Source organism: Curtobacterium sp. NPDC090223, assembly GCF_044746585.1.
Lineage (GTDB): Bacteria > Actinomycetota > Actinomycetes > Actinomycetales > Microbacteriaceae > Curtobacterium.
In genome coordinates this window covers 78277-105069 of record NZ_JBIVCN010000006.1, presented here as the reverse complement: position 1 = coordinate 105069, position 26793 = coordinate 78277, and the positions used below count along the sequence as shown (strand labels likewise).

Annotated in this window: 23 protein-coding genes; 4 read left to right on the top strand and 19 right to left on the bottom strand. The window is 71.1% G+C overall.

The genetic code is table 11. The annotated features are described in order from the left end of the window. Positions 1-75 precede the first annotated feature (75 nt). The gene (locus ACIPJY_RS15475; protein WP_400465423.1) at positions 76-774 is read right to left on the bottom strand and encodes a MazG family protein; all 699 of its coding nucleotides are present in this window, start codon (positions 772-774) and stop codon (positions 76-78) included. An 82-nt stretch (positions 775-856) separates the two neighbouring features. Between ACIPJY_RS15475 and nhaA the strand changes: the two genes are divergently transcribed. Further along, a complete protein-coding gene (nhaA, locus tag ACIPJY_RS15470; protein ID WP_400465420.1) occupies positions 857-2035 on the top strand; it encodes a Na+/H+ antiporter NhaA in 1179 nt (392 codons plus the stop codon). A gap of 234 nt (positions 2036-2269) precedes the next feature. Here the strand turns inward: nhaA and mfd are convergent, their stop codons facing one another. The 14 genes from mfd to ACIPJY_RS15400 form a co-directional block, all read right to left on the bottom strand. Further along, entirely contained in the window at positions 2270-5863 is a 3594-nt protein-coding gene (gene mfd, locus ACIPJY_RS15465; RefSeq protein WP_400465418.1) for a transcription-repair coupling factor, read from the bottom strand. A gap of 88 nt (positions 5864-5951) precedes the next feature. Next, complete coding sequence (gene pth, locus ACIPJY_RS15460) at positions 5952-6536, bottom strand: aminoacyl-tRNA hydrolase (RefSeq protein WP_400465415.1); 585 nt, start codon at positions 6534-6536, stop codon at positions 5952-5954. 43 nt (positions 6537-6579) lie between these two features. Continuing rightward, a complete protein-coding gene (locus ACIPJY_RS15455; protein WP_400465412.1) occupies positions 6580-7212 on the bottom strand; it encodes a 50S ribosomal protein L25/general stress protein Ctc in 633 nt (210 codons plus the stop codon). Between the two features lie 280 nt (positions 7213-7492). Next, positions 7493-8908 carry an RbtT/DalT/CsbX family MFS transporter gene (locus ACIPJY_RS15450; protein ID WP_400465410.1) on the bottom strand — a complete coding sequence of 472 codons (1416 nt, stop codon included), beginning with the start codon at positions 8906-8908 and terminating at the stop codon, positions 7493-7495. Positions 8909-9551: 643 nt separating this feature from the next. Further along, entirely contained in the window at positions 9552-10097 is a 546-nt protein-coding gene (locus ACIPJY_RS15445; protein ID WP_400465407.1) for a hypothetical protein, read from the bottom strand. Positions 10098-10184: 87 nt separating this feature from the next. Next, positions 10185-11102 carry a hypothetical protein gene (locus tag ACIPJY_RS15440; protein WP_400465404.1) on the bottom strand — a complete coding sequence of 306 codons (918 nt, stop codon included), beginning with the start codon at positions 11100-11102 and terminating at the stop codon, positions 10185-10187. A 41-nt stretch (positions 11103-11143) separates the two neighbouring features. Continuing rightward, positions 11144-12487 (bottom strand): D-mannonate dehydratase ManD, encoded by a 1344-nt coding sequence (gene manD, locus ACIPJY_RS15435; protein ID WP_400465402.1) that lies wholly within the window; start codon positions 12485-12487, stop codon positions 11144-11146. Next, positions 12484-13755: a mannitol dehydrogenase family protein gene (locus ACIPJY_RS15430; RefSeq protein WP_400465399.1), complete on the bottom strand. Its 1272-nt coding sequence runs from the start codon at positions 13753-13755 to the stop codon at positions 12484-12486. Before ACIPJY_RS15430 ends, manD begins: the two co-directional genes overlap by 4 nt. After that, positions 13752-14621, bottom strand: a complete 870-nt coding sequence (locus ACIPJY_RS15425; protein WP_400465396.1) for a sugar phosphate isomerase/epimerase family protein — start codon at positions 14619-14621, stop codon at positions 13752-13754. Before ACIPJY_RS15425 ends, ACIPJY_RS15430 begins: the two co-directional genes overlap by 4 nt. Then, positions 14618-15823, bottom strand: coding sequence for a Gfo/Idh/MocA family protein (locus ACIPJY_RS15420; RefSeq protein ID WP_400465394.1), 1206 nt, complete (start codon positions 15821-15823; stop codon positions 14618-14620). The genes ACIPJY_RS15425 and ACIPJY_RS15420 overlap by 4 nt, the downstream gene beginning before the upstream one ends. Beyond that, on the bottom strand, positions 15820-16656 hold the full coding sequence (locus ACIPJY_RS15415) for a sugar phosphate isomerase/epimerase family protein (RefSeq protein ID WP_400465391.1): 837 nt from the start codon (positions 16654-16656) through the stop codon (positions 15820-15822). Before ACIPJY_RS15415 ends, ACIPJY_RS15420 begins: the two co-directional genes overlap by 4 nt. A gap of 82 nt (positions 16657-16738) precedes the next feature. Next, positions 16739-17689: a carbohydrate ABC transporter permease gene (locus ACIPJY_RS15410; protein ID WP_400465388.1), complete on the bottom strand. Its 951-nt coding sequence runs from the start codon at positions 17687-17689 to the stop codon at positions 16739-16741. Then, positions 17686-18693, bottom strand: a complete 1008-nt coding sequence (locus tag ACIPJY_RS15405; protein ID WP_400465386.1) for a carbohydrate ABC transporter permease — start codon at positions 18691-18693, stop codon at positions 17686-17688. The genes ACIPJY_RS15410 and ACIPJY_RS15405 overlap by 4 nt, the downstream gene beginning before the upstream one ends. Beyond that, positions 18693-20033, bottom strand: coding sequence for an ABC transporter substrate-binding protein (locus tag ACIPJY_RS15400; RefSeq protein ID WP_400465384.1), 1341 nt, complete (start codon positions 20031-20033; stop codon positions 18693-18695). Before ACIPJY_RS15400 ends, ACIPJY_RS15405 begins: the two co-directional genes overlap by 1 nt. Before the next feature lie 170 nt (positions 20034-20203). Here ACIPJY_RS15400 and ACIPJY_RS15395 point away from each other — a divergent pair, with 170 nt between their 5' ends. Both ACIPJY_RS15395 and uxaC read left to right on the top strand, forming a co-directional pair. Continuing rightward, positions 20204-21244, top strand: a complete 1041-nt coding sequence (locus ACIPJY_RS15395; protein ID WP_400465381.1) for a LacI family DNA-binding transcriptional regulator — start codon at positions 20204-20206, stop codon at positions 21242-21244. Next, on the top strand, positions 21241-22671 hold the full coding sequence (gene uxaC, locus ACIPJY_RS15390; protein WP_400465378.1) for a glucuronate isomerase: 1431 nt from the start codon (positions 21241-21243) through the stop codon (positions 22669-22671). Before ACIPJY_RS15395 ends, uxaC begins: the two co-directional genes overlap by 4 nt. 97 nt (positions 22672-22768) lie before the next feature. On the opposite strand, the gene ACIPJY_RS15385 is transcribed toward uxaC, so the two are convergent. Further along, on the bottom strand, positions 22769-22957 hold the full coding sequence (locus tag ACIPJY_RS15385; protein WP_400465375.1) for a hypothetical protein: 189 nt from the start codon (positions 22955-22957) through the stop codon (positions 22769-22771). Positions 22958-23359: 402 nt separating this feature from the next. Between ACIPJY_RS15385 and ACIPJY_RS15380 the strand changes: the two genes are divergently transcribed. Further along, positions 23360-23641: a hypothetical protein gene (locus ACIPJY_RS15380; RefSeq protein WP_400465372.1), complete on the top strand. Its 282-nt coding sequence runs from the start codon at positions 23360-23362 to the stop codon at positions 23639-23641. Here ACIPJY_RS15380 and ACIPJY_RS15375 read toward each other — a convergent pair. The 3 genes from ACIPJY_RS15375 to ACIPJY_RS15365 form a co-directional block, all read right to left on the bottom strand. Then, positions 23625-24533 carry a sugar phosphate isomerase/epimerase family protein gene (locus tag ACIPJY_RS15375; protein ID WP_400465369.1) on the bottom strand — a complete coding sequence of 303 codons (909 nt, stop codon included), beginning with the start codon at positions 24531-24533 and terminating at the stop codon, positions 23625-23627. The two genes, ACIPJY_RS15380 and ACIPJY_RS15375, sit on opposite strands and share 17 nt — an antisense overlap. Before the next feature lie 146 nt (positions 24534-24679). Then, entirely contained in the window at positions 24680-25387 is a 708-nt protein-coding gene (locus tag ACIPJY_RS15370; RefSeq protein WP_400465366.1) for a response regulator, read from the bottom strand. Then, a complete protein-coding gene (locus ACIPJY_RS15365) occupies positions 25384-26670 on the bottom strand; it encodes a sensor histidine kinase (RefSeq protein ID WP_400465363.1) in 1287 nt (428 codons plus the stop codon). Before ACIPJY_RS15365 ends, ACIPJY_RS15370 begins: the two co-directional genes overlap by 4 nt. Positions 26671-26793 lie beyond the last annotated feature (123 nt).

The window sequence follows — 26793 nt, the reverse complement described above, 5'->3', positions numbered from 1 at the left end:
ACTCTCTCCCCTGCTGCTCCGGCTCGTGGTTCGCACGAGCGCCGTGCTCACAGCGCCGTGCGCACATCGCCGTGCTCACTCCGCGGTGGCGGTACGCCCCTCCGCCTCGAGCAGCCGGACCGCCGCGCGGAGGCTCTCCACCGGGTCGATCCCGTCGCGCTCCGCGGCGGCCACGGACGCCAGCATGGCGACGCCCCACGCGACGCCGGGGGTGCCGTCGGACGTGCTGTCGGACGCCTCGTCGTACGGGGCGCCGTGCACGGCGCCGCCCCCGGCCAGCCCCACGACCGACGCGACGACCGTGTCGGCGTCCCCACGTTCCTCCAGGCGTTCCAGCAGCTTCACCGCTCGCTCCAGCGGCGGCATCGCTCGCGGTACCCCGTCGAACGCGCTCGTCCGCGACGACTTCTCGGCCGCCTTCGCGGCGCGCCAGACCCGGACGACCTCCTCGACGGTGTCGGCACGCTCGTCGCCGAACACGTGTGGGTGGCGGCGGACCATCTTGTCCCGTGCTGCCGCCGCCACGTCCTCGAGGTCGAACTGGCCGGCCCGCTCGGCGATCCCGGCGTGCAGCACGACCTGGTAGAGCACGTCACCGAGTTCCTCGCGGAGGCCGTCGACGTCGTCGTCCTCGATCGCGTCGACGAGTTCGTACGCCTCCTCGACCGCGTACCGCGCGAGGGTGCGGTGGGTCTGCTCGCGGTTCCAGACGCACCCGTCCTCCGGGTCCAGCAGACGGTCGACGACGGCGGTGAGATCGGAGACGGCGGTCATCCGGCCAGTATCCGGTATCGTGGACTCCGGCGTGTCGGGAAGTCTGGTCGACGGACCGTTTCCCGACCTCGTACGGAGTCCCATGCTGGCAGTCGTCCGCTCTCCCCGCTTCAGCGCCGTCGCGCTCCTCGCCGCCGCCGTCCTCGGGCTCGTCCTCGCGAACACCCCGGTCGGCCCCGGGCTCGAACACGTGCTGCAGCTGCACGCACCGTGGGGTGCGGTCGGCCTCGACCTCTCGGTGGCGCACTGGATCAGCGACGGGCTGCTCGCCGTGTTCTTCCTGCTCGTCGCGATCGAGCTGAAGCACGAACTCGTCGTCGGCGAGCTGTCGAACGTGCGGACCGCGATCGTGCCGGCGATCGCGGCCGTCGGCGGCGTGCTCGTCCCCGCGGGCGTCTACCTCGCGGTCACCGCGGGCACGCAGTACACGCACGGCTGGCCGATCCCCACCGCGACCGACATCGCGTTCGCGCTCGGGGTCCTGGCGATGTTCGGACGGGGGCTCCCGTCGACGATCCGGGTGTTCCTGCTGGCGTTGGCGGTCCTCGACGACCTCATCGCGATCGTCATCATCGCGGTGGTGTTCGCGCACGACACCGACTTCCTCGCCCTCGGCGGTGCGGTCGTCGTCCTCGTGGTGTTCTGGCTGCTCGGCCGGATGCTCCGCCCGGGTCGGCCCGGGCAGGGGTGGCTGATCGCGGCGATGGTCGTGCTCGGTCTCCTGACCTGGTGGCTCGTGTACCACTCGGGCGTGCACGCGACGATCGCGGGGGTCGCGCTCGGGCTCGCACTGCCGCGGCGTCCGGGGCACACGCTGCACGAGCGGGTCGAACCCTGGTCGAACGCCGTCGTCCTGCCGGTGTTCGCGTTCGCCTCGGCCGCGGTGGTCATCCCGTCGGTCGGCATCGGCGAGCTCTCCCCCACGTTCTGGGCCGTCGTCCTGGCGCTGCCCGTCGGCAAGGTGATCGGCATCACGCTGTTCGGGTCCGTCGCGACGCGGGTGTTCCGCGGGCCGGGGCGTCCGTCGCTGTCCTTCATGTCGATCGTCACCGTCGGGGTGCTCGGCGGCATCGGCTTCACCGTCTCGCTCCTGATGAACGAGCTCGCGTTCGCCGCGAACGAGGAGATCGTCGACGAAGGCGTGCTCGCAGTGCTGGTCGGGTCGGGCATCGCGATGGTGGCGTCGGCGGTGCTCGTCAGCGTCCGGGCGCGTCGGTACCGGGGGCGGCGGGAGCTCTCCGAGGCCGAGTCCACCGAGTAGCGCCGCCGGGCTCGGGGCGGGGCGCTCGCGGTGGGTCTGCATGGTTCGACACGGCACGCGTCGATCGACTCCCGCGCTGTCGAACCATGCGGACGCAGAGCCTGAGTCCGCATCGTTCGACACGGCACGCGTCGATCGACTTCTGCGGTGTCGAAAGAGGCGCGCGCAGGAGTACGGACGCGCCCACCGCCACCCGCGGGCACGCGCGCGCGGGAGTGCGGGCGCACCCGCGCGCTACGCCGCCGGCGCCTCCGCCGGAGCGGCCGCCCCGTACACCGCCGTCAGGATGCTCTCCACCCACCGGATCAGGGCGTCGTCGGGCAGCGCCTGGTCGTGCGGGCGCGGCATCGGGATGCTCGACGCGTTCTGCTGCGGGAACCACTTCGCGCCGGGGAACATCCGCTTGAGCCGGACCTGCGACGAGTCCGCGAGCTCCTTGCCCGCGACCCGCAGGTTCGAGCCCATCACGACCACGTCGGACAGCCCGACCTGCTGCGCCATGCGACGGAGCCGCGAGACCTCGACCAGGGTCTGCACAGCCTGCGGCGGCGTGCCGTACCGGTCGGTGAGCTCGTCGAGCACCATGTCGATCGCGTCGTGCTGCGCCGTCGGGGCCGACGCGGCCGAGAGCTTCTGGTAGGCCTCGAGCCGCAGCCGCTCGGACTCGACGTAGTCCTCCGGGATGTGGGCGTCGACGGGGATCTCGAGCCGGAGCTCGGTCTGGCCCTCGGCGACGTCCCCACGGAACTGGGACACGGCCTCGCCGATCATCCGGAGGTACAGGTCGAAACCGACGCCCGCGATGTGCCCGGACTGCTCGCCGCCGAGCAGGTTGCCGGCGCCACGGATCTCGAGGTCCTTCATCGCGACCTGCATGCCCGCGCCGAGCTCGTTGTTCGCCGCGATGGTCTCGAGGCGGTCCTGCGCCGTCTCGGACAGCGGCTTGTCGGCGTCGTACAGGAAGTACGCGTACCCGCGCTCCCGCCCACGACCGACACGACCACGCAGCTGGTGCAGCTGCGACAGACCGTACTTGTCGGCGCGGTCGATGATGAGCGTGTTCGCGTTCGCGATGTCCAGGCCGGTCTCGATGATCGTGGTCGAGACCAGGACGTCGAAACGGCGCTCCCAGAAGTCGACCATGACCTGCTCGAGGGTCTGCTCGGACATCTGCCCGTGCGCGACGGCGATGCGGGCGTCCGGCACGATCTCCGCCAGGTGCGCCGCGACCGACTGGATGTCCTTGACGCGGTTGTGCACGTAGAACACCTGCCCCTCGCGGAGCATCTCGCGCCGGATCGCCGCGGCCACCTGCAGGTCGGACTGCGGGCCGACGAAGGTCAGGATCGGGTGGCGGTCCTCGGGCGGGGTCGCCAGGGTCGACATCTCGCGGATGCCGGTCACCGCCATCTCGAGCGAGCGCGGGATCGGGGTCGCGGACATCGCCAGGACGTCCACGTTGGTCTTGAGCTTCTTGAGCTGGTCCTTGTGCTCGACGCCGAAGCGCTGTTCCTCGTCGATGATGACCAGGCCGACGTCCTTGAACTGCACGCCCTGCGACAGGATCCGGTGCGTGCCGATGACGATGTCGACGGTGCCGTCGGCCAGACCCGCCAGCGTCTCCTTCGACTCCTTCTCGGTCTGGAACCGGCTGAGCGCGCGGAGGTGCACCGGGAACCCGGCGAAGCGCTCCTGGAAGGTCTCCATGTGCTGGCGGACCAGCAGCGTGGTCGGGACGAGCATCGCGACCTGCTTGCCGTCCTGTACGGCCTTGAACGCGGCGCGGATCGCGACCTCGGTCTTGCCGTACCCGACGTCACCGGAGAGCAGGCGGTCCATCGGGATCGGGCGCTCCATGTCGCGCTTGATCTCGTCGATGGTGGTCAGCTGGTCGGCGGTCTCGGCGAACGGGAAGGCCTCTTCGAGTTCGCGCTGCCACGGGGTGTCCGGGCCGAACGCGTGCCCCTTCGACGCCATGCGCGCGGAGTAGAGCTTCACGAGGTCGACGGCGATGTCGCGGACGGCCTTGCGCGCCTTGTTCTTCGCCGCGGACCAGTCCGATCCGCCCATCTTCGACAGGCTCGGGGACTCGCCGCCGACGTAGCGGGAGAGCTGGTCGAGCTGGTCGGTCGGCACGAAGAGCTTGTCGCCCGGGTAACCACGCTTGGACGGCGCGTACTCGAGCACGAGGTACTCGCGCTGCGTCCTGACGGCGTTGCGGCCGCCGGACGAGACCTCACGCGAGACCAGCTCGACGAACTTGCCGATGCCGTGCGTGGCGTGCACGACGACGTCGCCCGGCTTGAGCTGCAGCGGGTCGACGACGTTCTTGCGCCGGCTCGCGAGCTTTTTGACGGTGCGGGCACCCTGCTGCGCGGTGCGACCGTAGAACTCGGCCTCGGACAGGACGGCGATGCGGGGATCGGGGATGGAGAAGCCGTGCTCGACCACGGCCGTCGTGACGATCGCGACCCCGGGCTGCGGCGGCGCGGTGACTGCCTCGGCCCGTGCGGCGACCCCGGCGTCCGCCAGGACCTGGACGGCGCGCTCGACGAGTCCCTGTCCCTGCGCGGTGACGACGACGGCCCAGCCGTCGTCGGTGAGCGCCTTGACGTGGGCTATGGCACCGTCCGCGCTGCCGGCGAAGCTCGGGACGGCGTCGGCGCGCACGCGGACGTACTCCCCGGCCTCTGCGGCGGCATCGGCGTCGCTGAGCGGTTCGTCGGCGCCGCTGTCGAACGGCGAGATCGTCCACCACGTGCGGTCGCCCCGCGTGGCACGGAGCTGCGGCACCGTCAGGAAGTTGCCCGCGTCGAGGTCGATCGGTGCCTGGGCACCGGCGACGGCGGCGCTCCACGCGGCCTGCAGGAACTCCTGGTTCGTCTCGGCGAGGCTGTGCGCACGGCCGCTCACACGCTCCGGCGAGAACACGGCGATGGTGGCGGCGGCCGGCAGGTACGTGGTCATCGGCACGAGCTGCTCGACGAGGGCCGGCGCGAGGGACTCCATGCCCTCGACCGGGATGCCCTCGGCGACCTTCGCGAGCATCTGGGACAGGTTGGGGAACTCGTGCAGCATCTCGCGTGCACGCTGCCGCACGTCCTCGCTGAGCAGGAGCTCGCGCGAGGCGGTCAGCTCGACGGACCCGAGGTCGTCGTCGGTGGAGCGCTGGTCGGCGACGGAGAACGCCTTGATGCCGTCGATCTCGTCGCCGAAGAAGTCGACGCGCACGGGGTGGTCGGCCGTCGGCGGGAAGACGTCGAGGATGCCACCGCGCACCGCGAACTCACCGCGGCGCGTGACGAGGTCGACGCGGGCGTAGGCGAGGTCGACGAGCTGCGCGGCGATCGCGCCGAGGTCGTTGCCGCGGGACCCGGTGCGCAGGACGACGGGCGCGAGTGCGGTGAGGTTGCCGGCGATGGGCTGCAGCGCCGCGCGGACGCTGGCGACGACGACCGTGGTCGGCCGGTCGGCAGCGGGCGCGTCGTCCCAGGCCTGGAGCTCCCGGAGCGTGGCGATGCGCGTGCCGACGGTCTGCGCGCTCGGCGACAGACGCTCGTGCGGCAGGGTCTCCCACGCGGGGAACTCGAGCACCTGGGCCTCGGGGAGGTAGCTCGACAGGGCGCCGCGGACCGCCTCGGCTTCACGTCCGGTGGCCGTGATCACGAGGACGCACTGCGGCCCCGTGCGCTCGGCCATCAGCGCGGCGAGCAGCGGCACGCGCAGGCCGTCGACCACCGAGAAGTCGGCGTCACGGGGTGCGGCGCGGAGGACGCGATCGAACGCGGAGGCGCGCGAGAGCGCAGGGATGATGCCCGAGATCGTCACTCAGGACATGGTACCGGCGACGTTCGACAAGGACCGCGCGATGCGCGACGGGCGAACGCGGGCGAGCAGTGGCCGGTGTCGGCGGGGGTCAGGACGGCGCGTGCACGCGCTGCTGCGCCGCGACCAGCCCGAGGTCCACGACGGCCTCGACCGCGTCCGCGGCGTCGGCGACCAGGATCGGCAGCGCCTTCTTCTCGGTCGGGGAGAAGTCGCGGAGGACGTAGTCGGCCGGGTCCTGTCGACCGGGCGGGCGGCCGATGCCGACGCGCACCCGGGAGAACTCGTTCGTGCCGGTGGCCTTGATGATGTCGCGGAGCCCGTTGTGCCCACCGTGCCCACCGCTGCCCTTGAGACGCACGGTGTCGAACGGCAGGTCGAGCTCGTCGTGGACGACGATCAGGTCGGCGGCCGTGGCGCCGTAGAACCCGAGCACCGAGGAGACCGGACCGCCGGAGGTGTTCATGAACGACCCCGGCTTGGCGAGCACCAGGCGGGGACCACCCGGCACCAGGCGCCCCTCGGCGACCTGGTTCGGGGTCTTGTGCTTCTTGAAGCTCGCACCCATGCGGGCAGCGAGTTCGTCGAGGACCATCTGGCCGACGTTGTGACGGTTGCCCGCGTAGTCCGGCCCGGGGTTCCCGAGCCCGACCACGACGTGCAGTCGCTCGGTCATGCGCACCGCGTCATCAGCGTCGACCAGATGTCTCGACGGGGTGTTACTCGGACTCGACGGGCTCGGAGCCGCCCTCGGCACCGGACTCGGCGCCGGCCTCGGCCGCTGCCTCGTCGGCGGCGTCGTCGTCGGCGGTGCCACGCGGGGTGACGATCGCGACGACCAGCGCCTCGGCGTCGGTCTCGAGCTCGGCGCCCTCGGGGAGGGTGAGCTGCGACGCGTGGATCTGCGCGCCGTCCTCGAGGCCCTCGACGTCGACGACGACGTGCTCGGGGATGTCGGTCGCGAGGACCAGCAGCGAGACCGTGTTGAGGTCCTGCACGTGGATGGTGCCGGAGAAGGACTCGCCCTCGATGACGACGGGGACGTCGACGGTGACCTTCTCGCCACGGCGGAGGACGACGAGGTCGATGTGCTCGATGATCTGGCGCACCGGGTCACGCTGGACGTCCTTGACGAGGGCGAGCTGCGCGGTGCCGTCGATGTCGAGGTCCACGACCGCGTTCGCGGTACGGACGAGCAGCATCGTCTCGTGACCGGGCAGCGAGATGTGCACCGGCTCGGTGCCGTGGCCGTAGACGACCGCGGGGATCTTGTCGTTGGCACGGATCTTGCGCGCAGCGCCCTTGCCGAACTTGGTGCGGACTTCCGCTGCGAGCTTGGTGTAGTCGGCCATGGTGCCTCCTGGTCTGGGGAACGACACCGGGATGCCGGCATCGTGGGGTCTGTGGTGTTGCAACTCGAACGCGTGCACGCGTGAGGAACGTTCCCAGAGGTCAGCCGGGTCTCCCACCGCGTCGATCACGGCCGCGCGTACGCGACCCTCGCCGAAGTCGTCCGCAAGTCTAGCAGGACCCGTCCGGGCGTGTCGCACACGCGTTGCGACGTGCCCATGGGGCGGACTGGAGGTCCGGTGCCAGCGGGAGCACGGCCTCCAGTCCGCCCTTCGGTCCGGTCTAGTGCCCCGACGCCTCCGCCTCGCGCGGCACCTTGAGGAAGCACAGGACCGTGAACGCGAGGGCGTAGAGGACGACGAACGTCCAGACCACGCCGGCCGGCCCGCCCCACGGCAGGACCGCGCTGACGACGGCGTTGCCGAGGAACGTCGCGCCGCCTGCGGCGGTCGCGTACATGGCCATCGCCGCGCCGCGGCGCTCCTCGCCGGCGAAGGCGGGGACGATCGCACCCATCGGCGTGAAGCCGGCGAGCATGATGCCGAAGACCGTGCCGGCGGCGGTCGCGAGCCAGAAGCCCCACTCGGATCCGGCGGGCACGAGGTGCGGGACGTACCACCAGGCGAGGAGCCCGACCGCGGAGACGGCGATGCCGAACCACTTCACGGTGCGGATCCATCCGATGCGGTCGCCGAGGGCACCGAAGAACGCGTTGAAGAGGATGTTGCCCGCGTACACGATGACGGTCATGGTGAGCCACTTCAACTGTCCCCAGCCGAGCTCGGTGCCGATGATCGCCGGCATGATCACGAACATGCCGAACTCGGGCGCGGTGTTCACCAGGCGGATCACGACTGCCAGCAGGACCTTGGGCCGGCGGATGCAGACCTCGATGCCGCTCGCGATGACCCGTGCGGCGGAGTGCTCGCGCGGGGCGATGCGACCGAGACCGGTGGGCTCGTGCACGCCGAGGCGGACGAACGCCCAGCCGGCGACGACGAAGAGCAGGGAGAGGGCCATCGACCAGCTCTCCCCCGTGGCGCCGCCGCCGAACGCGGGGATGCTGCCGATCGCGATGAGGGACCCGAGGGTCGGCAGGCCACCGGTGAACACCACGTAGAACCAGCCGACGGCGGTGGCGTTCCGCTCGCGGGCCACCGTGTGGTTCACCCAGCAGAGGAACGAGAACGCGAACAGCGGGAAGCCGAGGCCGCGCAGGAAGTACGTCAGCGCGATGAGCCCGACGGACCCGGTCGGCAGCGCCGCGAGGAACGTGATCTGGAACACGACCCAGAGCGCTGCGCCGATGGTCATCACCCGGCGCGGGCCCCAGAGTTCGGACAGCACGCCCGCGAAGTACGAGGCGACGAGGACCGCCACGCCGTACAGGCCGATGACCATCGCGGCGCTGTCGGTGCCGCCGGTGCCGAGGGCGCCGGCGATGTGCGGGGCGATGAAGTTCGACTCGATGCCGTCGCCCGTCATGAAGACCAGGACGCCGAGGAAGCCCCAGCGGAGCGGGTGCGGGATGCCGAGACGGGCGAGGAGACCCGGTGCGTGCGGTGTTGTTGTGTCGTGCGGTGTTGCTGTGTCGTGCGGTGTTGCCGTGTCGTGCGGTGTTGCTGTGTCGTGCGGCTGGGCGGTGACCCCGCCCGGCGGTGTGAGTGTGGCAGCGCGGTTGCGGTTGACGTCCGACATGCGTCGTCTCTCTGGTGTGCCCCGGAGTGCTCGACCCGGCATCGCGGCATGTCTCCGGGGTGCGCCGCGCGCCGGTCTGCGCTGCCCGCGCAGTGGCTGCGGGCGGCGAGAGGTCGGCGATGATGCGAGTCCTGTACCCGGGGCTCGGCCCCGGCGGACCATCGCCGGCCCGAAGCATGGTTCCCGAGATTAGACCGCTCCAACGGCATTCGTCAAAGACGACAACTGTTGCGTAACGATCTGGGCGAGGGGCGTGCGGGGGTAGTCGTTTCGCGCGTAGGAAGTCGAAACGCGCGTAGGGGGTCGGTTCTTTCGACCCCCTACGCGCGATTCGTGTTCCCAGTGCGCGCGCGATGGGAGGGAACGCGCGTGGGTGCCGGACGGGAGGGCCGGTGCGGGCTGGCACCGGGCCTCCCGTCCGGTGGTGGCGCGCGCTGGGCGCGGGGCGCTCCCCAGAGCACGAGGTACACGGCACCAGCGGCCGGGGCCAGGAGGTGCCGGAACCGGCGGATGGTGGAGGTCATGACGCCGAGCGTATGGGGACGCTCAGCCGGTCAGCGAGCCTCGGCCGTGGTTTTCATCCGAGGTGATGAGTGCGCCCCCGGGCGGCTCGCCGGATGAGTCCGGACCGTGCGCGCCGCGCTCAGTGGGGGTCGAGCTGCGGCTCGCTGAGGCGCCGTTCGAACGCTCGGAGACGGCTCGGCATCGCCGCGACCTCGTACCGTCCCTGCTCGGAGTCGAGCGTCACGATGTGGAGTTGCGGGTTGATCGTCCAGAGGTGGCGCCACGGCGGTCGTCTCCCCGTGTCCTCGCCGAGGCGGACACCGGTGAACGTGGTCTTCTTCCCGCTCGGGATGCGCAGCTGCCACCGATAGCGCTCGAACGTCACTCCTCCTGGCACGAACGTGAACCGACCGTGCCGCCACTTCGCACCGGGTTCGCGGACCGCCGCCTCGATGCGGTCTCCGACGATGCGTTGACCGATGGCGAGTCCGAGCACCAGCGCACCGCCGCCGATGAGGATCGCCAGCGCGAAGCCGAGCCCGTACGCCCAGAACGGCCCGCGGTTCTCCCGCCCCGTGATCGCGGGGACGATGAAGAACGCGGCGGCGAGTCCGACGACCATGCCGATCACCATCGTGACGACACGGAAGCCGTGCTCTCGGAGGGGTTGACGATCTCGCGACATCGCTGAGGCTCCTTCGGTTTCAAGACCGATCGAACCAGATCCTCGCCGCACCGTCCGGACGCGTGCGGTGTCACGCAATCCGCGTTGTCAGCGGCCGAGCTCGCGGCGGTGCCGCTGCGCGGCCGCGAGGAGCTCCCGCGCCTGGTCGCTCGCGGCCTCGGCCTCGTCACGGGCGCGTTCGAGGCGCTCGATCTCCGCGGTCGCGTCCTCGAGCTCGCGCTGCAGGCCGGCTCGACGTTCCTCGGCGGCGTCGAGGTCGCTCGCAGCGGCGTCGAGTGCGGCGTCGGCATCGCGGGACTCGGCCCGCGCGGCCGTCTCGGCCTGACGCGCCGCACGGCGGTCGGCAGCGGGGTCGCGCTCCGGCTCGGGTTCGCGCTCGGGTGTCGGTTCCGGCGCGTCACGGGTGTCCGGCCTGGAGGCCCGGCTCGTCTTGCGCTTTCGTCTCCCCTCCGCGATGGGGATGGGTGGGGCATCGCTGCCGGACCAGGCGTCCGGGACCGCGTCCGGCACGGCGAGGGCGCCGTCGAGGTCGACGTCGTCGAACCCGGCGCTCTCCAGCGGCTGCACCAGGAGCCCCGACCGCACTGCTGCCCCCGCGTGCGGGTCGGCCATCGCCGCCTCGATGGTGGCGCGGACCTGGTCGAGCACGGCGGGCGTCACCGCGTGTCCGGCGTCGGAGGCGAGGTCGGCTCCGGCCTGCGCGAGCGCCCCGACGACGCTCGACCGCTGCCTGCGGAGCGCGGCGATCTCCTTCGGGTCGGCGGCCGCCTGAGCGTCACGGATGGCGGGGCCGAGGTCGACCGCTTCGTCGAGGGAGCCGTCCTGCGCCAGGAGGTCGATCACCCAGGCGGCCGGCGCGGGCTTCCGGAGCTTCCCGATCGCCGCCGCGAGCGCTCGGTCCTCGGTGCGGACGCTGCGCTGCCGTGCGGTGCGCTCGGCGACGAAGTCCGCGGGCGCACACCGGAGGAGAGCACGGGCGGCCTCCGCGAGCGTGTCGATGTCCACGCCCCGGAGGCTACCCGCGCCCGCTCACCGATCGCGTCGGCTCACCAGTCGTGGACGGTGCCGTCGGCCAGGCGGTTGAACGGCAGGTAGGCCTGCTCGTAGGGGTACTTGCCGGCCTCGTCGACGTCGAGGCTCACCCCGAGACCCGGCTCGTCGCCCGGGTGGAGGTAGCCGTCGGCGAAGGTGAACGTCTGCTCGAAGACCTGGTTGGTGCGGTCCCCGTGCTGCATGTACTCCTGGATGCCGAAGTTGTGGATCGCCAGTCCGAGGTGCATCTGCGCGGCGAGCCCGACCGGCGAGATGTCGGTCGGCCCGTGGAACCCGGACTTGATCTGGTACATCGCCGCGTAGTCCATCGTCTTCTTCAGCGGGGTCACGCCGCCCATGTGGGTCACCGCGCCACGGACGTAGTCGATGAGCTGGTCGCGGATGATGTCCTTGAAGTCCCAGATGGTGTTGAAGACCTCGCCGATCGCCAGCGGCGTGGTCGTGTGCTGCCGGACGAGCTTGAGGGCCTCTTGGTTCTCCGCCGGGGTGCAGTCCTCGAGCCAGAAGAGGTCGTAGGGCTCGAGGGACTTGCCGAGCTTGGCGGCCTGCAGCGGGGTCATCCGGTGGTGGCCGTCGTGCAGCAGCGGCAGCTCCGGGCCGAACTCGTTGCGCACGGCCTCGAACACGGTGGGCACGTGCCGGAGGTAGGCGCGGGTGTCCCAGTCCTCCATCGCCGGGAACGCGCCACGTTGTGCTGGCTCGAAGTCGTAGCGGACGCCCGTGTTGCCCTCGGTGGTCTTGTTCGATGCGATGCCGTAGATCGACTCGAGCCCGGGCACACCCGTCTGCACGCGGATCGAGCGGTAGCCCTCTTCCTGGTGCGCACGGATCGAGTCGAACAGCTCCGGGAGTTCCTTGCCGGATGCGTGCCCGTACGCCATCAGCCCGGTTCGGGATGCGCCGCCGAGCAGCTGGTAGAGCGGCATCCCGGCGACCTTGGCCTTGATGTCCCAGAGCGCCATGTCCACGGCGGCGATCGCGGCCATCGTGACCGGACCACGGCGCCAATACGACGAGCGGTAGAGGAACTGCCAGGCGTCCTCGATGCGGCTGGCGTCACGGCCGACGAGCAGCGGGACGACGTGCTCGGTCAGGTACGCGGCGGCCGCGAGCTCACGGCCGTTCAGGGTGGCGTCGCCGAGGCCCGTGACGCCGTCGGCGGTGGTGACCTTCAGCGTGACGAAGTTGCGGTCCGGGCTGGTGACGATCACCTCGGCCTTCTCGATGAGCTGCCCGCGATCCGCGGACGCCCACGTGTCGGGGCGGCCGGAGGTGGTACCGGTGGTTCGGTCGTCCGCCGCACCGGGGACGGGCGTCGCGGGGTCGGTGGTGGTCATGCTGGTACTCCTTCGGAAGCGCGGGCACTGGCCGCGCGGATGCGGTCGGCAGCGGCGGTCACCGCGGCGACGACGGGGGTGGTGTCGAGGTCGGGGGCGATCACGGCGAGGACGTCGTGCACGTCCGAGCCTGCACCGGGAGCGCCCGGGTCGTTCACGAGGTCCGGCTGCGTGCTCACGTGCAACCACCACGCGGCCACGAGGGTCGCCGCACCGGGGCCGATGCCGGCGGACGGATCGCGGGTGAGCCGGCGCCGGAGCACGTCGATGACGCGGACCGGGAGCTTCTCGGAGCCCCCGGAGGCGATCTGGGAGAGGGTGTGCCGGATGCGCGGGTTCGCGAACCGCTCGACGAGTGCCGCTCGGGCGTCGGTGATCTCCGGTGCGGGCAGGGGCAGCTCCTCGGCGGCTTCGTCCCACAGCTGCTCGACCGCCGTGCGGCAGGTCGGGTCGGCCATGGCGTCGGCGACGGTCTCGTGCCCGAGCTGCAGGCCGAGGTAGGCGAGCAGGGAGTGGGAGCCGTTCAGCAGCCAGAGCTTCCGCTGCTCGTACGGGGTGACGTCGTCGACGATGCGTGCGCCGGCGGTCTGCCACGCGGGGCGCTCCACGCCCGGGAACGTGTCCTCGATGACCCACTCCGCGAAGGGCTCGGTGACGACCGGCACGCTGTCGTCCGGCAGCGCCCCCGGCAGCTGTGCGAGCCGGGCCACGTCGGACTCGGTCGTGGCGGGGGTGATGCGGTCCACCATCGAGCTCGGGAACGCGACGTGGTCGTCGATCCACGCGCGCAGGGCGTCGTCCGCCACCGCACCGAGGACGGCGTCGTGGAGGACGCTGCCGTTGTGGGTGAGGTTGTCGAGGCTCATCAGGACGACCGGTCCGGCGCCGGCTCGGCGCCGGGCGTCGAGGCCGGCGACGAGCCGTGCCGGGACGTCGGACCCCGATCGGTACCCCTGTTCGGTGACGGTCAGCGTGACGATCGCGGTCTCCGGGGACGCGACCGCGTCGGTCCAGGCCTCGGAGTCGCTGCCCGGGTGCGCGGCCACGATCGTGTCGATCACCTCGGCGGAGTCGCCGTCCGCGGCCCGGGTGACCAGCGTGTACCGGCAGTCCTGCGCCGTCAGGGCATCGGCCGTGTCCGGTGTGCGACCGGTGAACGCGGTGATCCCCCACGCCTGCCCGGACGCGTGCTGGGTGTACCAGGCGAGGTGGGCGCGTGCGAACGCCCCCACCCCGAGGTGCACGATGCCCGGACGGCGCTCGGTCATGCCGACACCGGGGCGAGGGACTTGAGGTACGCCAGGTTGTCGGCGGTACGGGCGTCGAGCGGGAGGTCGGTGGAGAAGTCCTCGATGGTGACCCAGCCGTCGTAGCCGTGCGTGCCGAGCGCCGTGAAGTAGTCCGACACCGATGCCTGACCGGTGCGGAGCGGCGCCCACTCGTGCTGCCAGATCGAACTGCCGTCGGCCCTGGTGTCGCCGGTGTCGACCCAGCGGGCGTTCTTCACGTGGACGTGCGCCAGGTACGGGCCGAGGAGTTCGAACGCGGCGAGGTGGTCCTCGTGGCCTTCGATCACGAGGTTGCCGAGGTCGTGGATGACGCCGACGTGCTCCGGGTCCAGGCCGTCGACGAGCCGGAGGGCCGCCGACGCCGACGGGGTGATCGTCATGTGGTGCAGCTCGACGAGCGCCTTCACGCCGAGTTCGGTCGCCCGGGACACCGCCCACTCGAGGTCGGCGCGGGTGCGGTCGAAGACCTGGGAGTAGGTCTCGCCGGTGCGCTCCTTCTCCTGCCGGTAGACCGGCATGCTGACGCGGACCTGCCGGGCGCCGAGCTCGCTCGTGACGCGGAGCATCGTCTCGACGCCGTCGTGGTCCGCGGCCTGCTGGTAGCCGCCGATGCCCGAGTACTCCAGGCCGGCGGCGTCCGTGATGCGGGCGATGTCGCCGACGCGGTCCTGGATGCCGGTGAACTGCCACGTGGCGTTGTTGCCCGCCCAGAAGCCCGAGGCGCCGTCGGTGCGGTCGTCGACGATGCGCCACTCGATGCCGTCCCAGCCCTGCTCGGCGAGGGCCGTCGCAGCTTCTTCCGGGGTCCAGTCCGGGGTGGACGCGGTGAACACGGAGAACTTCATCGTTCTGCTCCTTCTGCTGCTGCGGATGCTGCGACGACGGGGACGACGTCGTCGTACCTGCCCTCGATCACATCGTCGATGCGGACGGGCTGCCCGAGCGTCGCGCTGACGTAGAGCCCGCGGACGGTGGCCAGCGAGACGAGTGCGGCGTCGACCGTCACGCCGGGTTCCCGGTGGTTGCGGATCGCGTCCACGATGTCGCTGTACTGGCGTCCGTGGCCGGCGAGGAAGTGCTCGGACTCCTGCGGGCCGCCGACGACGTGCTCCGGCGGGACGATGTCCGCCTTCTGGTCGACGGCGTCGGCGACGGCGGTGGCGTTGGCCGTGGTCGACGCGGACTCGAGCGTCGCGGCGTCCGGCGCGACGTGGAAGTACGCCAGACGGTCGTCGTCGACGATCGCGGAACCGTGGGTGCCGTAGATCGCGTAGCGGGCGGAGAGACCCGGGTACGCGGCGGTGGTGCAGTGGATGACCCCGAGGGCACCGTTGTCGAAGCGGACGGTGGCGACCGCCGTGTCCTCGACCTCGATCCGGTCGTGCGCGAGCAGACCGACCTGGGCGGAGATCTCCACCGGACGACCGAGCGTCCACACGAGCAGGTCGACGGTGTGCACGCCCTGGTTCATCACCGCGCCGCCGCCGTCGAGCTCCCAGGTGCCGCGCCAGTCGCCGGAGTCGTAGTACCCCTGCGAGCGGTACCACGCGACGCTCGCGACGCCGGAGGTCACGCGGCCGAAGCCACCGCCGTGCGCCGCCGTGGCGACGGCGACGGACGCCGGGTCGAACCGGTGCTGGCTGATCACGCTGACGACGAGTCCGCGCGCACGTGCAGCGGCGGCGAGCGCGGCGATCTGCCGGGCGCGGGGCATCGTCGTGTCGAGCGGCTTCTCGATCACGACGTGCTTGCCCGCTGCCAGCGCGGCCTCGGCGAGGGCGACGTGCATGCCGGACGGCGAGCAGATCGCGACGACGTCGATGTCGGTCTGGGCGATGGCGTCTTCGATGGTCGACGTGGTGAGCGGTCGCGGTGCTCCCGATGCCTCGATCTCGTCGGCGGCGCTGGTGGCCGCTTCGGGGATGGCGTCGACGAGGGCGACGACGTCGAGGCCGTCGTTCGCGAGCGCCACGCGGGCGTGGTGGCGACCGATGACGCCGGCGCCGACGACGGCGAGCTTGAGGGGTGCTGTGGTGTCTGCGGTCATCGCAGGGTCACTCCGATCTGGTCGGTGAGGGTGCGGAGGGCTCGTCCTGCGCGGCCGAACGCCGCGGGGCCGGAGAACCCGCCGAGGGAGGTGAAGTCACTGAGGTGCGGCTCGAGGGAGGCGTACCCGGAGTACCCGGAGTCGCGCAGGGCGGTGAGGGTCTCGAGGAGTTCCCCGTCGCCTTCGCCGGCGGGCACGACGGACGAGTCGGCGGCGATGGCGTCCTTCACCTGGAGGTAGTCGACGTACGGGGCGAGCTGCGCCCAGCCGTCGGTGAAGGGCTTGACGCCGCACTGGACGTAGTTCGCGTTGTCCCAGGCGAGCCGGAGCGCTGGGGACCCGACGCTCTCGACGATGTCGAGGACGCGCGCGGGGACGTCGCCGTAGATGTCCTTCTCGTTCTCGTGCAGGAGCGTCACGCCCTCCTTCGCAGCGAGGTCGGCCAGGGCCCGCATCCGCACCAGGACGTCGTCGCGGACGGCTTCGGGGGCGCGTCCCTCGAAGTAGAACGAGAAGATCCGGATGTTCGTCGTGCCGAGGGCGTGCGCGGCCGCGATGGCCCGGCCGAGCCGACCGACTTCGTGCTCCACCGGTTCGTCGACCGAGACCTTGCCGATCGGGGAGGCGATCGCGGAGACGCTCTGCCCACGCTCGTCGAACAGGCGGTGCAACCCGGCGAGCTGGTCGTCGTCGAGGTCGACCACGTTGACGCCCCAGGCGCTGCGGACCTCGATCGCGCTGGCGCCGAGTGCCTGGAGGACCGCGACCTGGATCGCGGGGTCGGCGTCGATCTCGTCGCCGAAACCGGTGAGCTCCCAACTGGGCTGGGTCATTTCGTTCCCTTCATGAAGACCAGGGTGACCGACGGGGCGGAACCGCGCCGGGCCTCCAGTCCGATCTGTGGACAAACTGCAGCTACTTGACGGACCCAGCCGTCAAGCCGCCGACCAGGTAGCGCTGGAAGATCAGGTAGAGCGCGACGACCGGAGCCGCGCACACGATGGACGCGGCCATCATCTGGCCGTAGATCGGGACGGCCCCGCCCTCCTGCGTGGTGCCGAGCACCTGCAGGACCACCGCGACGGTGCGCGTGTTCGGGGTCGTCATGATCGTGGAGAACAGCACGTCGTTCCAGCCGAGCAGGAAGGCGAAGATCGCGGAGACGACGATGCCGGGCCACGAGAGCGGCAGCACGATCCTGGTGAGGATCTTCGTCGACGAGGCGCCGTCGATGCGGGCGGCCTCCTCGAGCTCCTTGGGCAGGCCACGGAGGTACGTGACCATCACCCAGGTCGAGAACGGCAGGGCGAACGTCAGGTAGGTGACGAACAGGCCCCAGCGCGTGCCGATGATCTGCACGCCGGTCGCGCTCGCGATGTTCGAGAACACCACGAACACGGGCAGCAGCAGGAGCGTGCCGGGGATGGACTGCAGCGCGAGCAGGCCGCGGAGGAACGTCAGGCGGCCGAGGAACCGGAACCGGACGAGCACGTACGCGGTCGACACGGCGAGCGCCGCACTGGCGACCGCGACCGCCCCGGCGGTCAGGATGCTGTTGACCAGCCCTTCGCCGAGGGCGACGGTCGACCAGATGTTCACGTAGTTGGCGAGCGTGAACTCGGACGGGAAGTACTCGCCGCGGGCGACGGCCACGTCGGAGTTCACGGAGCCGAAGAGGATGTAGAGCACCGGGACGGCGATGAACGCGATGATGACCGTGATCACGGTGACGAGCAGCCAGCGCGGCAGGAGCCGGGTGACGTCGGTGTCGTACGGAAGCTTGTGGCGCTTCGTGCTCCCCGCCGAGGTGATGCTCTCCGTGAGCGTCGCGGTCGGGCGGGTCCTGGTGGCGCTGTAGCCGCTCATGCGCGTGCTCCCTCGATGTCGGCTGCGGCCGGGGCGGCGAGCGTGGCACGGTCCGCGCGACGCTGCTTGCGGCTGGGCCCGGCGTCGTCACCCGTGTCGAGCTGGACCGCCCGGAGGTAGACGAACAACGGGATGGCGACGATCACCAGCGAGCAGATCGCCATCGCGGCGGACAGGCCGAAGCGGAACGACTGGAAGCTCGCGATGTACGTCAGGACCGGCATGACCTCGACGCTCGAGGGCAGCGGGATGCCGAACAGGACGAACGGCAGCGTGAAGTTGTTGATGTTGTGCAGGATCGCGATGATCACCGCGAGGCTGAGCGGTCCGCGCAGGTAGGGGAAGACCACGTAGCGGAGCTTGATCCACCAGGTCGCGCCGTCGAGCGACGCGGCCTCGTGGACCTCCAGGTCGACTGCCTGGAGGCCGGCCAGGCTCAGCAGGTAGACGAACGGCCACGACGTCCAGACCATGACCGCGGCGAGCGCCCAGTAGGACGCGGCACCGTTGAGCCAGAGGACGTCGGTGTGGAAGATCGCGTTCACGACGCCCTGCGGCTGCAGCATCGTCCGGAAGAACGTCCCGACGACGAACGCCGGCAGCACGTACGGGATCAGGTAGATGGATCGGACCAGACCGCGACCCGGGAACCGGTCCTGGGTGGAGATCGCGGCGGCGACGCCGATCGGCACGGTCACCGCGGTGACGAGCACCGCGAGGGAGGCCGAGATCCAGATCGAGTGCAGGAGCGGCGAGTTGGTGATCGCCTCGGCGAAGTTCGCGAAGCCGACGAACGGTGCGCTGAACCACTGCCGGAGCGTGTACTGGTCCAGGTCGAGCATCGCGATGTAGAAGCCGACGAGCAGCGGGACCACGATGATGGCGAGCATCAGGACGCCGCCGGGGATGAGCATCCAGAGCGGACGCTCGCGCTTGTAGAGCGGGGTGGTGCCGTGGGGGCGCACCTCGGGCGGTGTCTGGGGTCGGGCCTGCGTGGTCGTCATCACAGACCTCCGTTCTTCTGACGGTCGAGCGTGGACTGGGCGTCCTTCTGCGCGTCCTGCAGGCGCTTCCGGAGCTGGTCGTCGGTGACCTCGCCGCTCTTCAGCGAGGGGATCGACTGGACGACGACGTCCACGAGGGCGAGCTGGATGTCCGACCAGGCCCCGGTGAAGGCGGTCGGCTTCGAGAGCTTCCCGGCGTCGATGATCGGCTTCAGCTGCGGGTTCTGGTCCGCGAGCTGCTTGGCGGCGGCGACGTTCGTCGGCAGGTTGCCGAAGAGGTCGTAGTACTCGAGCTGGGCCTTCTTCGAGCTGACCTGCTTGATGAAGTCGAACGACAGGTCCTGCTTCGTGCCGTAGTCGGCGACGACGAAGTTGTCGCCGGAGAGGATGCTCGCCGCCTCGATCCCGTCGGCCGGGCGTTCGGTCGCCCCCGGGGGGACCGTGGGCAGGAGCGCGAACTCGTAGTCGCCGTCCACCTTGGTGCCCGCGAACGAGTTGATCGCCGTGGTGGTGGTCATCGGGAAGAACGCGGCCTTGCCGTCGGTGAACTGTGCGAGGGCCTGCGCGTTGTTCCAGCCGATCGCGGCCTTGTCGACGACGCCGTCCTTCGTCACCCAGTCGAAGTAGGTCCGGTAGGCGTTCTGCACGGCGTCCGCGTCGAGTTCGGCCCGGGAGCCGTCGACGATCGTGTTGCCGGCGTTCTCGGCCATGCCCCAGACGAACTTCCACGGGTCGAAGCCGTCGGCGTACGCGACGGCCAGGCCGTGCACGTCACCGCTGGTGGTCGCCTTCGCGTCCGCGGTGAGCTCGTCCCAGGTGGTCGGCATCTCGGTGATCCCGGCCTTCGCGAGCAGGTCCTTGTTCACCGCCATCACGAAGGGACGGCTGGCGAACGGGATCCCGATCTGCTTCGAGGCGCTCGGTCCGGAGATCCCGAAGGACGCCGGGTCGAACTGGTCCTTGCCACCGACCTGCTCCCACTGCTTCGCGCCCATCTGGACGAAGGCACCGGTGGCGTAGGCGGTCGGGGTGAAGGTGGTGCCGATCGCGTAGACGTCGGGGCCCTGCCCGGAGATGACGCTCGTCTGGATCGCGGTCAGTTCCTCCTGCGCGGAGGAGTACGTCTCCCACTGGATGTCCGCTCCGGTGGTGCGCTTGAACTCAGCGGCGGTGTCCTGCTGCCACTGCTTGCGTTCCTTGGGGTAGGTCGTGTCCGCGCCCATCATCACGCGGAGGGTGTTCGGGTCGTCGCCGCTGCCGTTCACGATCGCGCATCCCTGCAGGGACAGCGCGGCGAGGGCGACCACGACCACGGAACCGATCAGGGTCCGTGTCTTCATGGGGGTTTCCTCCTCGGAGCCTCCGTCCGGGCGGCACTGCCCGGGGTGACCACCACTGTTGCGGCCGTGGCAACATCCGGCAACCGGTTGCCACTTGTTGCCACGGCCGCATACGTTCTGGTCATCGGAGCACCGCCGCTCCGCACCGTTCACCCGTCAGGAGGCCGCGTGTGACCGAGATCGACACGTCCCACCGCGTCACGATCCGTGACGTGGCCGACGCGACCGGGGTCGCCCCGTCCACCGTCTCCCGTGCGCTCTCGATGCCCGACCGGGTGAACCGGGTCACGCAGCAGCGCATCCAGGACGCCGCCCGCGAACTCGGCTACGTGCCGAACTCGCAGGCCCGGGCGCTGACGTCCGGTCGCACCCGCGCCGTCGCGGTGCTGGTCTCCGACATCACGAACCCGTTCTACTTCGACGTCATCCGGGGCACGCAGCACCAGCTCGCCGCCGCCGGGTGGACGCAGCTGCTCGTCGACACCGAGGAGTCCGCCGACGCCGAGACGGCAGCGCTCAGCGCCGTCGCCGCGAAGGCCGACGGCGTGGTGCTCACCGCGTCCCGCCTGTCCGACACGCAGATCGCCCGGTACGCCGAACGGATCCCGCTCGTCGTCGTCAATCGCCGCCCGGCCGGCGTGCCCTCCGTGCTGATCGACACCCCGGGCGGGGTCGAGCAAGCCGTGCAGCACCTGGTGTCGCTCGGGCACCGGGACGTCCTGTACGTCGCCGGGCCGGACAGCTCGTGGTCGAACGAACGCCGCTGGAAGGCGCTCGTGCAGGTCGCCAAGCGCCTGGACGTCCGGGTCGCGCGGATCGGCCCGCACGCGCCGTTCGTCGACTCCGGAGCCGCGGCCGCCGACGCCGCGGTCAACGCCGGCGCCACCGCGTGCATCGCCTTCAACGACCTGATTGCGATCGGCATGCTCGGCCGGCTCCGGGAGCGCGGCATCCGTGTCCCCGAGGACATCAGCATCGTCGGCTGCGACGACATCTTCGGCGCGGACTTCTGCAACCCGCCGCTCACCACGATGACCTCGCCGATCGAACGCGCCGGACGCGTCGCGATCACGATGCTGCTCGGCCGGCTCGGCGCCATCCCCGCGGAGCAGCTGCCGGGTGAGCGCATGCGTGGCGCGGTCGCGCTGCCCACCCACCTGACCGTCCGCGAGTCCACCGGACCCGCCCCGTCCCCGAGGAGTCGACGATGACCCAGCACGCCCCGACCGCCCCGCTGCTCGCACCGCACCCCGACCGGCTGTTCCCCGCAGACCCGGCGACCCGCGCGATCGCGCGCACCGTCTACGACGCGGTCAAGGACGCCCCGATCATCTCCCCGCACGGCCACGTCGACGCGTCGATGATCGCCGCTGACGAGCCGTTCCCGGACCCGGCGGCGCTCCTCATCACCCCGGACCACTACGTCCTGCGGCTCCTGCACGCGAACGGCGTCCCGCTCGACGCGCTCGGCCGCGACTCGCAGTCGGACCCGAGCGGGCGGTCCATCTGGCGGCAGCTCGCAACGCACTGGGACGACTTCCTCGGCACACCGGTCCGGTACTGGTTCGAGACCGAGCTGCACGACGTCTTCGGTCTGGACCAGGAACCGTCCGCCGAGAACGCCGACGCGCAGTACGACCGGATCGCATCCGCGCTGCTCGAGCCCTCCTTCCGACCGCGTGCGCTCTTCGACTCCTTCGGCATCGAGGTGCTCGCCACCACGGACGCGCCGACCGCGGACCTCGCCGCGCACGCGCGGCTCGCGGCGGACCCGACCTTCAGCGGCCGGGTGGTCCCCACCTTCCGCGCGGACGCCGTCTTCGACCCGTCACGACCGGACTGGAGGCACGTGGTCACGTCGATCGGCGTGGCCGCCGGCATCGACACCGGTTCCCACGACGGGCTGCTGGCAGCGCTGCGCGCACGTCGCCAGTACTTCATCCAGCACGGCGCGACGGCGACCGACACCGGGGTGATCGACGCCGGTTCCGCCCCGCTGCCCGCCGCCGAGCGTGCGCGGATCCACGCCGCGGCGCTGGCCGACCCGTCGTCGATCACCGCGGCCGACGCCACCGCGTACCGGCGCGACATGCTCTTCCGCTGGGCCGAGATGAGCGTCGACGACGGCCTCGTCATGCAGCTGCACCCCGGGGTGATCCGGAACCACCACACCCCGACGCTCGAGCGCTTCGGACCGGACACCGGACACGACCTGCCCGCCATCGGCTCGTTCACCGAGCCCCTGCGCCCGCTCCTCGAGGCGTTCGGCACCGCCCCCGGGTTCCACCTCGTGCTCTTCACCGTCGACGAGACGGTCTTCTCGCGGGAGATCGGGCCGCTCGCCGGGTTCTACCCCGCGGTGTACGCCGGCGCACCGTGGTGGTTCATCGACACCCCGGCAGCGATCGGGCGCTACCGGGGCGCGATCACCGACTCGGCGTCGTTCACGAAGACCTCCGGGTTCATCGACGACACCCGCGCGTACTGCTCCATCCCCGCGCGGCACGACATGGCCAGGCGCGCCGACGCCGCGTACCTGGCCGGGCTCGTCGTCACGCACCAGATCTCGGAGGAGGACGCGGTCCGCACCGCACGACGGATCGTGTCGGACATCCCGAAGGCGACGTTCAAGCTCTAGGGCGTGTCTCGCGAACGGTGTGGCCAGGCGATGGGGACGACTGCCGACCGGTAGTCCGGGCTCTCCACCACGTGCGTGCTGTTGCGCCGACCGTGTGTCAGTCGTTGCCCTCATCGATCGAGTCGTTCTCGTCGCGATGTGCGCCGGTCCTTGCGTCGCGCCGGGCTTCCTTCGACCATCTGAGTGGTTTCGTGAGCTGCCAGAACAGTGCCCCTGTGACGATCGCGAACCCGAACACCAACGCACCCCACATCGAGAGCACGAGACTGCTGAGGACGTCCCACATGATGTGCGCTCCTTGTGTCGTTCTACCGGATGCACACAGCATGCCGGAGAAGTGCGACGCCTGCACACCAGGATCTCCAAGCGGGCGCTGGCCGCGATCCGAAGCCTCCGCCCGGGCTGGGGAACAGGGTGCGCGATCAACGCAACGGTTCGATCACGAGCATGTGAAATGTGTTCCGATTGGATCTGTACGCCGGTTACGGTTCCCGCAGAGAGTCTCAACGACGAGGAACGAGGACCTCATGAGCACGAGCACGCCGGCGACGACGACGATCACGATCGCGCCGTACGTTGACTACCTTCAGGGGACGCGCCCGACCGAGAGTCGGCCGTCAGCGGCGGATGCCCGCTCGGCCGAAGAGGTCTGGACCCACGCGTCTCGCCCGCGACGGAAGGAACGATCGTGAACGCCAACTCGCACCCGCAGTACGAGCACTTGCCGTCGCGCATCGATCAGAACGCACTCGTCGTGGAGGTTCCAGCGTTCGAGGACGATCGTCCGGCACCCGCTCCGGCACCGCCCGCGGCCGCCCCGGAGCTCGTGGCCGCGACGCAGATCGCGGAAGCGTCAGGTGGAATGCGCACCATTCGACGGACGCAAGTCCGTGCAGCGCTGATGATCGCCGGAGTACCGATCGGTGTCCTGCTGGTGATCGCCACGGTCCAGATCATCCTGATGCCCTGACGGCTGTGGGGTGACCCCACCGCTGTCCGCCGTTGCCCGTCGCTGCTCGGACGAGGGCCAGGGCCGCTGCCATCTGCGGCTCGGGGTCCTCGTGCCAGCGGCACTCGAGCGACACCGCGCCGCGGTAGCCGCCGTCGTGCACGGCCGCGAGGAACGCCGGCCACGGCCACGCCCCCTCCGCGTCGCCCGGGGGCTGCCGGTCGTGGTCGGAGACGTGCACGTGGCCGATCCGCCCGGCGAGTGCACGCACCACGTCGAAGGACTCGGACTCCGCTTGGACGTGGAACAGGTCTGCCACGACGTCGACGTCGCCGAGGTCGTGTTCGTCCAGGAACGCGACGGCCTCGGCGATCGTGTGCACCAGGTTCGTCTCGGCGCGGTTCAACGGTTCGAGGACGATGCGCAGGCCGCGCTCGGCGGCGGTGTCCCGCGCTGACCGGACGACCCGGGCGAAGCGCTCGTGGGCTTCCGTGTGCGGCATCCCCTCCGGGGCGGTCCGGGCGGTGCCCGAGCCGAAGACGATCACCGCGCCGGGTTCCGCCACCGAGGCGACGATCGGCAGCACCTGGGCGAAGTAGTCGTCGACGCGCTCGACTGGTGCGGTCAGGAGGGGCAGGTCCGGAGGGACGAAGAGTGCGAAGGAGCGGAACCGCGCACCGGCGTAGACCTCGTTCCGGCGCCACCGGTCACGGTGTGGGTGGTCGCGGTGTGGGTGGTCGCGGTGTGGGTCGTCGCGGTGTGGGTCGTCGCGGTGTGGGTCGTCGCGGTGCTGGTCGTCTGCGGGGACGGCGAGGTTCCCCGTGATCGCCGGCTCGACGTGGTCTGCGCCGGCCCGTCGTGCCGCTTCCGTCAGTTCCGCTCCGGCGACGATGCCGATCCCGCTGAAGGCCATGCGCCCATGCTGCTCCGGCTCCGGAACGGGCGGGCTCGTTGCCACCTGTTGCCATGCGCTGCGCTGCGCAGCACTGTCGAACCGCTGTCGCACCGCTCAGGCGCTCCGACGTCGCGTGGCCGTCGTCGAGCCCGCGCCGAGGAGCGTCAGGTGGTCCAGCCGGGGGTCGCGAGACCGGTCTCGTAGGCGAAGACGACCAGCTGGGCGCGATCCCGGGCGCCGAGCTTGATCATCGCGCGGGACACGTGGGTCTTGGCGGTGGCCGGGCTGACGAAGAGCCGCTCGGCGATCTCGGCGTTGGTCAGCCCCGCGGCGACGAGCCGCATGACCTCTCGCTCGCGATCGGTCAGGACGTCGAGCCCGGGAGCCAGCGACGTGGGCTTGGCATGGGTCGCGAACGCCTCGACCAGGGAACGGGTGGCTCCCGGGGAGAGCAGCGACTCCCCCGCGACGACGGTGCGGATGGCGCGGAGGAGTTCGGCGGGCTCGGTGTCCTTGACGAGGAAGCCGGCCGCCCCGCCGCGGATCGCTTCGAAGACGTAGTCGTCCTCTTCGAAGGTGGTGAGGACGATCACGTGGACGCAGGCGAGGGCCGGGTCCGCGGAGATCCGCCGCGTGGCGTCGAGGCCGTCGGTCCCCGGCATGCGGATGTCCATCAGCACGACGTCCGGGAGCGCACGGGTGACGACGTCGACGGCCGCGTCACCGTCCGGCGCCTCGCCCACGACCGTCATGCCGGGTTCGGCGTCGACGAGCGCCCGGAGGCCGGCACGGATCAGTCCCTGGTCGTCGACGAGGACGACCCGGATCGGCTCCGGCTCGGGAGTGCTCGTGACTGCGGTGTCGGTGGTCATCCGGTCCCTGCTTCCCCGGGGCGCGGACGTGCTTCCCCGAGCGGCAGACGCGCCGTGACGCGCCATCCGCCGTCCGCTGTCGACCCGGCGTCGAGGGTGCCCCCGACCGCCGCCGCGCGTTCGCGCATCCCGGTGATGCCGTTGCCGTGCACTCCGGGCGCCGCCTCCGGCCTGCGCGGGAGGGAGTCGGACGCCGGGCCGTCGGCGGCGGGCGGGACGTCGGTCACGCTGATCTCGAGGAGATCCACCCCGACGTCGACGACGACCACCGCGGAGTGCCCTGCTGCGTGTTTCATGACGTTCGTCACGGACTCCTGCACGATGCGGAAGGCGTTGCGGTCGACGACGCCCCCGACGGCACCGAGGTCGCCGTGCTGCACGAGCCGGACGTCGACGCCGGCGTCTCCGGCCCGCGCCACCAGGTCGGGCACCCGGTCGAGCCCGGGCGTCGGGTTGCGGTCGGACCCGGCGGGACCGTCGACGGAGCGCAGCACGCCGAGGATCGTGCGGAGCTCGACGAGGGCGTGCCTGCTCGTGTCGCGGATGTTCGTGAGCGAGTCCCTGGTCTGTTCCGGCAGCTCGGCGCCGAGGTGCAGCGCGACCCCGGCCTGCAGGTTGATGAGCGACATGCTGTGCGCCACGGAGTCGTGGAGCTCCCGCGCGATCCGCACGCGTTCGTCGTCCGCGCGCTGGCGCTCGGCGGCCGCCCGGGCGTTCCGGGCATCGGCGGCGCGCGCGACACGGACCCGCACGAGTTCGGTGATCGCGATCGTCGCGGTGAGCCACGCCAGGCTCAGCGTCATCGTGGTCACCGTCGGGAAGGGTGCCCGCCCGGCGAGGGTGTCCGCCGACGGGAGCACCACCTGGGCGATGCCCGCGGCGACGTAGACCGGGATGCGGTACCCGCGAAACCACGCGTTCGCGAGGGCCATGGTCAGCGCCGCCACGAAGGGTCCGCGGGCGCTGACCACGAGTGCGAAGCCGATCGTCGTGGCGAGCGTGACGGCGAGCACGGCCACGGGCCACCGCCACCGGGCCGGCAGGACGACGACGCCCGCGACGAGCAGCCCCACCGCGAGGGGACCGAGCGCCACCGCATCGGCCCCGGCACCGACGTGCCGTGCCCACGGCGGCCCGGTGCCGTCCGCGAAGCCGCCGGAGAACCGGGAGGCCACGACGGTGCCGACGATCTGCACCAGGGCCACCGGGAGCACACGACCGACCCGCGCGAATCGTCGTCGACCGGCCCAGGGGCGGTCGGACAGCGGGGTGTCGGTGGTCATGCGTCGAGCCTATGGTCGCCCCCGGCCGCAGGCATCCGGCGCCAGCCGGACCTGTGGACTACTCCCCCGGGCGTAGTCCGCTGTGGAGAGCGTGGCGCACTACGACTGCGGGAGCAGGCGGAA